At 65.5% G+C, this 10,440-nt stretch carries 10 protein-coding genes; 1 reads left to right on the top strand and 9 read right to left on the bottom strand.

All coding sequences use genetic code 11. The features are described from left to right. Positions 1-90 precede the first annotated feature (90 nt). The 9 genes from VGQ94_08935 to VGQ94_08895 all read right to left on the bottom strand — a co-directional run bounded on the left by VGQ94_08935 (position 91) and on the right by VGQ94_08895 (position 9,944). Positions 91-1,011, bottom strand: a complete 921-nt coding sequence (locus tag VGQ94_08935) for a ketopantoate reductase family protein (protein HEV2022641.1) — start codon at positions 1,009-1,011, stop codon at positions 91-93. Continuing rightward, entirely contained in the window at positions 1,008-2,150 is a 1,143-nt protein-coding gene (locus VGQ94_08930) for a M24 family metallopeptidase (protein ID HEV2022640.1), read from the bottom strand. The genes VGQ94_08935 and VGQ94_08930 overlap by 4 nt, the downstream gene beginning before the upstream one ends. A 109-nt stretch (positions 2,151-2,259) precedes the next feature. Then, positions 2,260-3,516 carry a M20/M25/M40 family metallo-hydrolase gene (locus VGQ94_08925; GenBank protein HEV2022639.1) on the bottom strand — a complete coding sequence of 419 codons (1,257 nt, stop codon included), beginning with the start codon at positions 3,514-3,516 and terminating at the stop codon, positions 2,260-2,262. 18 nt (positions 3,517-3,534) lie between these two features. Continuing rightward, positions 3,535-4,719, bottom strand: a complete 1,185-nt coding sequence (locus tag VGQ94_08920; GenBank protein ID HEV2022638.1) for a Xaa-Pro peptidase family protein — start codon at positions 4,717-4,719, stop codon at positions 3,535-3,537. After that, on the bottom strand, positions 4,716-5,642 hold the full coding sequence (locus tag VGQ94_08915) for a 2-dehydropantoate 2-reductase (protein ID HEV2022637.1): 927 nt from the start codon (positions 5,640-5,642) through the stop codon (positions 4,716-4,718). The genes VGQ94_08920 and VGQ94_08915 overlap by 4 nt, the downstream gene beginning before the upstream one ends. Next, positions 5,642-8,119 carry a xanthine dehydrogenase family protein molybdopterin-binding subunit gene (locus tag VGQ94_08910; protein ID HEV2022636.1) on the bottom strand — a complete coding sequence of 826 codons (2,478 nt, stop codon included), beginning with the start codon at positions 8,117-8,119 and terminating at the stop codon, positions 5,642-5,644. The genes VGQ94_08915 and VGQ94_08910 overlap by 1 nt, the downstream gene beginning before the upstream one ends. Positions 8,120-8,126: 7 nt before the next feature. Beyond that, positions 8,127-8,567 (bottom strand): SRPBCC domain-containing protein, encoded by a 441-nt coding sequence (locus VGQ94_08905; GenBank protein HEV2022635.1) that lies wholly within the window; start codon positions 8,565-8,567, stop codon positions 8,127-8,129. Positions 8,568-8,569: 2 nt separating this feature from the next. Beyond that, on the bottom strand, positions 8,570-9,058 hold the full coding sequence (locus tag VGQ94_08900; protein HEV2022634.1) for a (2Fe-2S)-binding protein: 489 nt from the start codon (positions 9,056-9,058) through the stop codon (positions 8,570-8,572). After that, positions 9,051-9,944 carry a xanthine dehydrogenase family protein subunit M gene (locus VGQ94_08895; protein ID HEV2022633.1) on the bottom strand — a complete coding sequence of 298 codons (894 nt, stop codon included), beginning with the start codon at positions 9,942-9,944 and terminating at the stop codon, positions 9,051-9,053. Before VGQ94_08895 ends, VGQ94_08900 begins: the two co-directional genes overlap by 8 nt. Before the next feature lie 222 nt (positions 9,945-10,166). On the opposite strand from VGQ94_08895, the gene VGQ94_08890 reads away from it, so the two are divergent. After that, a partial coding sequence (locus tag VGQ94_08890) for a carboxypeptidase-like regulatory domain-containing protein (protein HEV2022632.1) occupies positions 10,167-10,440 on the top strand: 274 nt, incomplete at its 3' end.

The following is a 10,440-nucleotide window of genomic DNA, read 5'->3' as shown; positions in this document are numbered from 1 at the left end:
CAACATTCCGAGCGCAGCGAGGAATCCCTACCCCTGAACGGATTCTCCAGTAGGGCTCCCTCGCTTCGCTCGGGATGTAAAGCAAAGCACTCACGGTTTCTTCCACGAATCCTCCAAACCTTTCACCAGCGCCCACACGGCGCGGTTGAGCGGCGTGGGGACTCCGAGCTTCTCGCCCCACTGAACGATGGCGCCGTTCATGAAGTCGACCTCCGTCTGGCGATGCGCGAGAGCGTCCTGAAGCATCGAGGCCTTGTGCTTGCCGGGAGCGTTGGCGGCTTTGAGCACCAGCGCCTTGGGATCGTTGTGCAGCTCGATGCCCAGAGCTTTGGCGACGGCCAGGCCTTCGTCGATCAGCGCCTCGAAGAGTTCGCCGGTGGGCGGGAAGAACGTGGCGGCGCCGTGATGCAATCCGGTGAGCGCGCCCACCGGGTTGGTCCCGGCGTTGAAGATGAGTTTTGTCCACTGCGCGCCGCGGGCGTCGGCGAGCGCGATGGTGTTCATGCCGGCGCGGGTGAGCAGGCCGGCGAGCTCTTCCACCTTCTTCATCGGAGTCTTCGTCGGCTCGAAGGGGCCGATCCAGGTGTCGCCCTTGATGTCGTAGCCGACGTGGCCGGGGGCGACGATATGTCCGGCGGGAAACGTGGTGCCGCGGATGACGAACTTCACGCGCTCGGCCAGGAGCTCTTCGTTGCCCGCGCCGTTCTGCACCGAGCAGACGGCGCTCGCGTCGTCGAAGATGTGTGCGACTTGCTCGATGGCCGACTTGGTGTGGATGGACTTCGTGGCCACGATGCCGTAGTCGCAGCGCGGAAGTTGTTTGGGATCGGCGGTGGCGGTGAGGCGGGCGGTGAAGTCGGCCTCGCCGGAAAGGCGCAGGCCGCTGCGCTGGATGGCGTCCACGTGGTCGCGGGCGAGGTCGTAGGCGAAAACCTCAGCCTCGGCGGCGCGCGCCAGGTGCGCGGCGAACAGGCTGCCGACGGCGCCACAGCCGATGACGCAGATCTTCATTGCGGCCGCTCCTCCTCCCCGGTGAAGAAGCGCCAGGGGACGTCGGCCAAGTTCTCGCCCTCGGTCTTGCCCACGCGGTAGGTATCCTGGGTGTAAAGGCAGACCTTGCCATCCTGGTCCACGACCTGGGGATGGAGGGAAAATATCATGTTTTCCTTGAGCTCGATGTCAGTCGAGGGCGAGCTGGCGCCGATGGAGGGATACTCGAGCATGGTGGCGCCGATGCCGTGGCCGGAGAGGTGTCCGAGCGCGAATCCGTGGCGCCGGAAGACGTCCGCTACGGCGCGATGGACGGCGCTGGCCAGCTCGCCTTCCCGCAGCAGCTTGCGCGCGGCTTCCATGGCCGCGGGATACGCTTCCTTCATCCTCTCGGTGACCGGGCTGGCCTGGCCGCGGATGAGGGCACGGGAGAATTCCACCCAGTAACCTTCGGCCCCGGTGATCTCGAGCGAGTAGAGCATGAGGTCGTCGCGGCCCACCACGCGGTGCGCCGGCACCTTGAAGTGCGCTTCGGCCTGGCCGCCCGAACCGGAGAGCACGATGTTCATCATGCGCGGTCCGGCGCCGCGGGCGAAAAAGCGCTCGACGGCGGGCGCCATGATCTGGGCTTCGGTCTTGCCAGGCTCGAAGGCGCGCACCAGTTCCCAGAAGCCGTCGAGGATGATGGCCATGCTGTCGCGGACCTCTTTGAGTTCTTCCTCGCTCTTGACGGCGCGCGCCAGATCGAACTGGAGGTCGAAAGGGAAAAGGTCCGCCGGACTGTTGGCGAGCACGCGGTAGTCCTTCACCGTCATGACGTCGTTCATGCCGTAGATGGCGATGCGCTTCCAGTGCTGGTTGCGAACCTGCTCGTTCAACCATTCCCCCGGCACTTCCGCCCACACGTGTTCCTGCACCCAGGGTTTGGATTTGTCGCCGATCCAACGCGCCTCGGCGGGAAACAGCAGCGTGGGTTCGCCTTCCATCGGCAGGAGTACGAGCGCATAGCGGTGAACGATCTCGAAACCGGAAGCGTAACGCACCGCTCCTTCGAAGCCGGCGTACTGATTGCCGCAGACCACGAGAGCGTCGCAGTCCTCTCGCGCCATGGCGGCGCGGAGGTTGGAGTAGCGGCGTTGGATCTCAGCCTCAGAAGGCATGGCAAGGGCTCAGAAATTAAAAATGCAAAATGCAAAATGAGGACCTGACGTCCTCACGCAGCGCAGGTTCGTTCTTGATTGTGCGTTTCATTTTGCATTGTGCATTTTTTTATTTTGCATTGTTCTTGCCGCAAAGATCCGCGGCAACGAGAGCGTAGATTCTCGTCATCTCCACCAGCGTCTTGATGCGGACTTTCTCGCCCTGCGCGTCGCGCGGTCCGCTGGAGGGACCGTAGTTCACCGTGTCGATGCCGTAGCGGGAAAGCACGGAGGCGTCCGAGGACCAGAGCACGGTATCGCGCGCAGGACGCTTGCCGGTGACGCTGCGGTGCGACTTCTCGATCGCCTTCACCAGCTCATGCTTCTCCGAGATCTCCGCGCCGGGGACGGAGACGTAGGTCTCGAACTCCAGGCCGTAGTTGGGATGTTTCTTGCGCAGGTCGAGGAACAGCTTCTTCAACTCCCGGCCGGCGCGCTGCATGGACATGGTGGGCGGGACGCGGACGTCGAGAAAAAGATCGGTGCGGTCCGGGGTGCGGCTGGCGCGCCAGGGATCGCCACCGCGGATCCCGCCCAGGTTCACGAAGCCTTTCTTGTTGCCATAGGCGGCCTTCTCACGCCACCCGGCGGCCCATTCTTCCACCGCGTGCAGCACGTCGCGCATGCGCCGGATGGAGTTCTCCTGCTCCCGTCCGGCGGCGAAGGCGGTATGGACGTAGTTGCCTCGGGTGGAGATGCGCGCCCAGAGCGAGCCGTAGTGGCCGAGGACGATCTGCATGTCGGTAGGCTCGCCCAGGATGCACATATCGGGTAGCACGCCGTGGTTGACCAGGTGGTGGGACCCCACCCCGTAGCCCCGGTACTGTTTCCCCGTAAACTCTTCACTCCATTGGGTTTTCTCGATTTCCCCCACCACGGCGGCGATCAGGACATCCCCGTCCAGCCGGACCCCGGCGGCCTGCAAAGCCTTGACGGCGTGGGTGTAGCAGACCAGCGCGCCCTTCATGTTGTAGATGCCCAGGCCGAAGATCATGCCGTCCTTCAGGACGGCGCGCGGCTTGTAGCCGATGCCGGTGAGGAACGGTTCGCGGCCGGTGTTGGAGGTGTCCATGTGGCCGTTGAACATCAGGCTCTTGCCGTTGCCCGTTCCGGGCAGGCGGGCGACCACGTTGGCGCGGCCGTCTTCCACCTCTTGCCAGGCGACTTCCAGACCCATCTCCTCGAAGACGCGGCGCAGGTAGACGGCCATCCCCAGCTCCTCGCCGGTAGAACTGGGAATATTGATGACGTCGCGCGCCATGGCGACGATTTCCTGCTCGTCGATGTGGGAGAGGATGCGATCGGCGGATGTGCGCTTGGCGGGCATGGGCGGGAAAAGTGTAGCTCAAGAACCCAGAGTGCGGAAGTCGTCGGGGAAAGAGCAGAGTTTCTCGTTGCCGTTTGCGGTGATGAGGAAATTGTCCTCCAGGCGCAGGCCGCCGCCACCCTCCCAATAAATGCCGGGCTCGATGGCGAAGACCATTCCCTTGCGGATGGTGCCGGAGCCGGCCTGGTGAGCGTAGGGCGGCTCGTGAGCGCGGGCGCCCACGCCGTGGGCCACCGGATGCGAGGGCTGGCCGGGATATCCGCCTTCGGCGATGCGGGCGCGGATCAGGCGGTCAAGTTCGGGCAGTGGCGCGCCGTCGCGGGCGTAGCCGATGGCCTCATTAAAAACCTTCAGCAGCAGGTCGAGCAGCGTGTTGTATCTCGCGGTCAGCGAGCCGGGGCAGAGATTTTTCGTCAGGTCGTTCCAGTAGCCGTCCACGCAGACCCAGATCTCGAAGAGCGTGGGCTCGTTCTGCTGGATGGGGCGGTCGCCGGTGGCGGTGAAGGTGGCGATGCCGGGGCCGGACCACACCAGGGTGAAGGCGCGCGCCATCTCTACCTTATTCTTGTAGCCGACGCCGACGCCGTGGACGAAGCCCTCAAACATGGCGCCGACCTCGCTCTCCTTCATCCCCGGCTTCATGTTCTGGCGGCAGTGCTCCATGGCTAGCGCGGCAAGTTCGTTGGCGATGCGCATGCGCTCGATTTCCTGCGCCGTCTTGATGGAGCGGGCCTCGATCAGCAGCGGCATGGCGTCGAGAACTTGGCCGGCGACCGGCTTGAAGGCGTCGAAGTAGGGCTGCGAGTAGACCGTGGGCTCGCCTACCATGCGGTCGGCCGCCTGAGTGGAGTTGGTGAGTTCGATGCCGACCTTGTCGGTGAGCCCGCGCTCCTTGAGAACTTGGAGAGCGAGGTCGAGGGCGCGAGCATTGGGCGGACGCGGGTCGCGCTCGTCGTAGCCCTTGAAGAGGCGGATGTCCTTCGTCCACGCATTGCGCTCGGCGTCCGCGAGCTGGGGCTCGATGGCGCAGAGGATGGGCTCGCCTTCGCGGGGGAAGATGGCGACGTCGTATCCCTTCATGCACCAGTAGTTGGTGAGGTAGACGATGTTGTCGGGCGCGCGGACCACGAGCGCGGTAAGGTCGCGCTCCTTCATCAGGGCACGGACGCGGTCGAGTTTCGCGGTGTCCTTAGGCCAGCTCATTCTTTTTCAGACCAAGCGGCTTCCTTCCCCTTGATCAGCGCATACAGCGCCGTGTGTAGCGGAGCGGCCAGGCCGGCGCGTTTGGCTTCGCGGGCGATGGCACCGCCCAGGAAGTCCACCTCGGTCGGGTTTTTGCGCTGGATATCGTACAGCATGGAGGGCGGGTGGTTGGTCTGCGCGCCGATCTTGTTCATCTCCCAGGGGTCGTCGTGGAGCCGGATGCCGAGGCCGGCAGCGACCCGCTTCCCTTCCTCGATGAGCGCGTGCAGCAGGTGGCCGAGGGCGGCGGGCGAGCGTTCGTCGGCGAAGGACGGACAGTGCGGCAGCTCGGTGAGCGCGGAGACGGAGTTTACCGAGGCGTTGAAGATGAGCTTCGACCACTGCGCGGGCTTGCAGTCCTCGAGCGGCTCGGCCTTGAGGCCAGCAGCGATGAGCAGTTCGGCGGCTTCCTTCACCAGGGCGAATGGAGTGTTGGTCGGCTCGAAGGGACCGAGCCAGGTGGCGGTGTCGAGTTCGTACTGCACGTGGGTGTCGCTGTGGCGGGTGCCACTCATGAATGTGGTGCCGCGGAGAACGTAGCCCTTGGTGTGCTTGGCGATGACCTCTTCGCTGCCCAGGCCGTTCTGGGCGCTGAGGACCGCGCCGTGATCGAAGAGATGGCCGACGGGCGCGAAGGCCTGTTCGGTCTGCGTAGCCTTGGAGGCGACGATGCCGAGGTCGCAGGGCGGAAGTTCCTTGGGATCGGCGGTGGCGCGAAGTTTGGCGGTGAAGTCGTGGGTGCCGGAGACGCGTAGGCCGTGCTCGTTCAGAGCGCGGGCGTGTTCGGGGCGGCGGACGAAGGCCCAGACTTCCGTGACCCGAGCGAGGTGCGCGGCGTAGAGCGAGCCGATCGCTCCACAGCCGATGATGCACACCTTCTTCATTATTTTCCGGGGCGTTCGGTGCGGACGTTGGCATCGCGGCCCTGGGAGGCGCGGGCAAGAGCGGCGAAGATGCTGTCGGGCGTGTTGTGGGAGTCGGAGATGATGACGCCGCTGGCGTAGAGCGCGTCCTGCAGCGCGGCGCTGATGGTGTGCAGCGGGGCGGCGCCGCCTTCTCCCATGCCCTTGGCCCCGTTGTAGCTGTGCGGCGAGGGAGTCTCCAGATGCCCGCAGCGCAGCGTGGGCATGTTCAGCGAGGTGATGGGGGTGTAGCTGCTGAAGGTGGAGGTGAGCATGTTGCCGTCGGAGGAGTAGGCGCAGGTTTCCATGAGCGCGGCGCCGATGCCGTGCGCCGTGGCGCCGTGCACCTGCCCTTGGACGATGGTGGGATTGATGACGCGGCCGCAGTCGTCCACAGCGGCGTAGGCCAGAATGCGCGGCCGGCAGGTGTCGCGCTCGATCTCCATCACCGCGATGTGCAACTGCGAGGCGTAGGTGAGCGTGAGGTTGCCGTACTTGCGCTTGATGTCCGGGACCTTGAAGGGAGCGCGCCAGGTGTAGCGGCAGTTCAACGTGACGTCCAGCAGGCTCTTGGGCAGGACGGCGGTGTTGACGTTGGCCAGGTTAGCGAGGCGCCAGTAGTTGACGGAGCGGTCGGTGCCCTTCACGCGGACTTCCGGCCCCTGCTTGCCGACTCCCATCTCCAGGCGGCTCTGGGGAGCTTTCAAGACGAAGGCGGCGAGGCGAAGGATCTCCGCCTTCAGCATCTGGACGGCCCCGTGGACGGCGGAGAGGCCGGAGACGGCGAACTGGCTGGCGTAGGTGCCGGAGTGCCCGGTGTGCACGTTGCGCTCGGTGTCGAAGCCGACGCGGACGCTGACCAGGTCGGGGTGGACGCCGAGCACGTCGGCCACCACCTGGGAGGCGGTAGTCTCGTGTCCCTGGCCCTGGGGGACGGAGCCGACGGCCACGACGATCTCGCCGTAGATATCGAGCTTGGCGCTCGCGGCCTGCGACTGCCCGGAGTAAGGCGCGTTGGGATTGATGATCTGCGACTGCCCGAAGTTGTTGGTGCCGGAGTCGAGCGTGGTGCCGATGCCGATCCCGATCCAGCGGCCGTCCTTCTTGGCGCGCTCCTCCGCCTGCACTTTCTTCCAGTCGTCCCAGTCGGCGAGCTTCTTCGCCATCTCCAGCATCTTCGGATAGTTGCCGGAGTCGTAGATGCAGCCGTTGGGCGTGGTGTAGGGGAATTGTTCGGGGCGGATGTAGTTGCGCAGGCGCATCTCATCCGCGGGGATGCCGAGCTGGTGGGCGCAGAGGTCAATGACGCGCTCCAGGAACCACAAGTGCTGCATGCGGGAGTAGCCGCGGTTGGGGCCGACGGGACACTTATTGGTGACCGCCTGGGTGAAGTCGATGCGGGCATTGCGGAAGCGGTAGCAGCCGGGAAAGACCTGCGACCAGATGACGCAGCCCAGCGGCTCGTAGCGCGGGTAGGCGCCGCAGTCGTCGATGTGGCGCGAGGTGAGGGCGGTGATGACGCCGTTCTTGTCCAGGGCGACGCGCGTATCGCGGAAGGTGCGCTCGTTGCCGTGGGCACTGGCGGTCAGGTGCTCGCTGCGCGTTTCCGTCCACTTCACCGGGCGTCCGCCGCACTTGCGCGAGGCCAGCGCGCCGATGGCCATGTAGGGATAGTTGGTGATCTTGATGCCGAAGCTGCCGCCGATGTCGTGGGTCTCCACGCGGATCTGGTCAATGCGCACGCCCAGCGCCGGCGACAGGAACTGGATGGCGAAGGTGGGGAAGGAATTGTTGCACCAGTAGCGGATGCGCTGGTCGCTCAGGTCCCACTGCGAGATGATGGCGTTGTTCTCCAGCGGCGTGGACGAAAAGCGGTGGCAGTGCAGGCGGTCGATGTGGACGACGTGCGCGGCCTGCTTGAATGCCTTCTCCACGTCACCGTACTCGAAGACGCCCTCCCAGACTTTGTTGGTGCCAGAAGCCGCGTGCAGCACGGTGCGGTCGAGCAGGGCCTCCTCGGCGTCCATCACCGGGGGGAGCGGTTCATAGTCCACTTCGACGAGTTCGGCGGCGTCCTCGGCGGCGTGGCGCGATTCCGCGACCACGGCGGCCACCGGCTCGCCCTGGTAGCGAGCGACGTCGGAGGCCATGGGGTAGTCCACGATCTTTCCGCCGGGCTCGGGGCCAATCTCGATGAAGGGCTGGACTAGCTTCGCCACTTCGGCGCCGGTCAGCGTGCACAGCACTCCGGGATGGGCCTCAGCGGCGTCCACGTTGATCTTGACGACGCGGGCGTGCCCGTAGGGCGAGCGCACCAGCTTCATGTACACCATGCCGGGAAGCTTGAAGTCGTCGATGAACTTGCCCTGGCCGCGGACCAGGCGCGGCTCTTCCTTGCGGGTGAGCGAGCGGCCCACCCAGCGCGGCGCTTCAGACTTCGGTTTGGTCTTCTTCGCCATCCGTCTGCTAACTCAAAGCCTGTTTCAAGCTGTCCGTCACCGTCTTCAGGTTCTTCTGCACCATGGGTTCGAGCAGCCCTCCCGCAAGCGACGCGAGAGCGCCGAAGACTTGCGCTTCGCCCTTCCAGCGGACCTGGGTGCCGGGCGCGGCGTCGGAAAGCTCGAAGCTGGCGGTGAGGTTGACGCTGCCTCCGGCGAACTGTCCCTGGCCGATGTACTCGGCGCTCTCCGGGCGCTTCTGCGCGGCCAGGATCAGCCGCACGCCCGCCGTTCCCCGGATATGCGCAACGCCGACGTTCATCTTCAGGGTCCAGCGGCCGGGTCCCTCCTCGTTGACACCCTGGAAATCTGGCAGCAGCGGGCCAAACGCCTTGGGGTCGGTGAGGAAGTCGTAGACCTCCTCGCGCGAGCGGGAAACCACGAAGTCGCCGGAAAATGCGAAGGGCATGGTCAGCTCTTCTCCATGCGGTGGGCGGCGTCAGCCACCGCCTTGAAGATGTTCTGATACCCGGTGCAGCGGCAGCAGTTGCCGGCAATAGCCTTGCGGACGTCTTTCTCCTCCGGCTGCGCGTTCGTCTGCAGCAACTGCAAGGTCGAGAGCAGCATGCCGGGGGTGCAGTATCCGCACTGGAGTCCGTGGTGCTCGACGAAGGCCTGCTGGATGGGATGCAGCTCGCCGTTCTTGGCCAGGCCCTCGACGGTCAGGACGTCGCCCTGGTCGGCCTGCACGGCAAAGACGGTGCAGGACTTCACGCTCGCGCCGTTGAGCATCACGGTGCAGGCGCCGCAGAACGACGTGTCGCAGCCGATGTGCGTGCCGGTGAGGTTCAGCGTCTCGCGCAGCAACTCGACCAGGAGCGTGCGAGGCTCGACGGAGAGCGAATGCGCTTTGCCGTTCACGGTGACGCGGATGGGGACGAGCGCGGGAGCGTCAGGCATAAAGATGCGAGACCTCCACGGGTTCTCCCCGGGCGCGGCGGTGGGCGGCGTCCAGGGCGCGCGTGACCAGCGCGCGGACCAGCGAACGCTTGTAGTCCTTGGAGCCGCGCAGGTCGGCGGGCGGATCCGAGGCGGCGGCTGCGGCTTCGGCAGCGGCAGCGATGGACTTTTCATTCACGGCCTTGCCCATCAGCGCGGCTTCCGCCTCCGCGGCATGAACCGGGGTGAGCGCGACGGCGCCCAAGAAGATGCCGGCGGCGGAGCAGACGCCGTCTTTGAGCGTGAGCTGCGCGGCGGCGCCGGCCGCGGCATACACGGGAGCGCAGGCCTTGAAGGCGAAATAGGCGCCGCCGCTCTTCGCGGCCGGAGTCTTGACGATGATCTCGCGCACCAGCTCCGCGGGCGTGAGCGCGGTGGTGAAAGCGTCCTTGATAAAGGAGGCGAGGGGCAGCACGCGCTGGCCCTGAGGACTGAGGCAGACCACTTCGGCGCCGAGGGCGAGCAGCACCGGGGCCCAGTCGCCGGTGGGGTCGGCTTCCGCGAGCGACCCGCCGATGGTGCCGCGGTTGCGCACCTGCACGTCGGCGATGCCGGCGGCACAGTCGTGCAGGATGGGAATGCGGCGGGCTTCCGCCGAGGCTTCCAGCTCCGAGTGACGGGTCATGGCGCCGAGCCGCAGCTGCGAGCCGGCAGAATCAATGTAAGAGAGCCCGGGAGCGAAGTTCATATCCACCAGATGCTGGGGAGCGGCCAGGCGCAGTTTCATCAGCGGGATCAAGCTTTGCCCGCCGGCCAGCAGGCGCGCCTCCGGGCCCAGCGAGGAGAGCATAGAAACCGCCTCCTCCAGCGAGCCGGCGCGATGGTAGTGGAAGGACCGAGGATACATGGGTGTCCAGGAAAAAAGAGGGGCCTAGATTATCAGAAGGCAGGAAGAAAGATACAAAAGGCCAAATGCAAAAGACGGAAGGGCTTAAGGTGCGGCTTGGGGCGGGCTTGTCCCCACTACCCCAGCTGCCTTGACAAGGGGCGGTGGTTTTTAGTCCAATCGGCCCGCCTTACTCAGGGCTGTGTGGCTTCTCTCCAACTCAAATCCCGAGGTGAACTTGTCATGAAGGCCTTCGCCCGCACTTGCACTTCCCTGCTTACGATCCTTGCTCTGCTGCTGATGAGCCTGGCGGCCCGGGCGCAGACGGTCACCGCGACGCTCGAAGGACGGGTGTCGGACGCGACCGGCGCGGTGTTGGCCAAGGCCGCGGTGAAAGCCGCGAACAACAGCACCGGCTTCACGCGGACGGCAACCACCTCCGATACCGGCGACTACCAGATTGCGCTGCTGCCGGTAGGGACCTACACGGTCACGACGGAGTTGAAGGGATTCAAGA

This window comes from Terriglobales bacterium, from assembly GCA_035937135.1.
Lineage (GTDB): Bacteria > Acidobacteriota > Terriglobia > Terriglobales > Acidobacteriaceae > DASYVL01.
Note: the sequence above shows the minus strand (reverse complement) of the source record. Positions and strands in the feature narration are given on the sequence as shown.

Excerpts from the sequence above, each read along its gene's own strand:
- VGQ94_08915 (HEV2022637.1), bottom strand. The coding sequence starts at position 5,642 with ATGAAGAAGGTGTGCATCATCGGCTGTGGAGCGATCGGCTCGCTCTAC.
- VGQ94_08910 (HEV2022636.1), bottom strand. The coding sequence starts at position 8,119 with ATGGCGAAGAAGACCAAACCGAAGTCTGAAGCGCCGCGCTGGGTGGGC.
- VGQ94_08905 (HEV2022635.1), bottom strand. The coding sequence starts at position 8,567 with ATGCCCTTCGCATTTTCCGGCGACTTCGTGGTTTCCCGCTCGCGCGAG.
- VGQ94_08920 (HEV2022638.1), bottom strand. The coding sequence starts at position 4,719 with ATGAGCTGGCCTAAGGACACCGCGAAACTCGACCGCGTCCGTGCCCTG.
- VGQ94_08930 (HEV2022640.1), bottom strand. The coding sequence starts at position 2,150 with ATGCCTTCTGAGGCTGAGATCCAACGCCGCTACTCCAACCTCCGCGCC.
- VGQ94_08900 (HEV2022634.1), bottom strand. The coding sequence starts at position 9,058 with ATGCCTGACGCTCCCGCGCTCGTCCCCATCCGCGTCACCGTGAACGGC.
- VGQ94_08925 (HEV2022639.1), bottom strand. The coding sequence starts at position 3,516 with ATGCCCGCCAAGCGCACATCCGCCGATCGCATCCTCTCCCACATCGAC.
- VGQ94_08895 (HEV2022633.1), bottom strand. The coding sequence starts at position 9,944 with ATGTATCCTCGGTCCTTCCACTACCATCGCGCCGGCTCGCTGGAGGAG.
- VGQ94_08935 (HEV2022641.1), bottom strand. The coding sequence starts at position 1,011 with ATGAAGATCTGCGTCATCGGCTGTGGCGCCGTCGGCAGCCTGTTCGCC.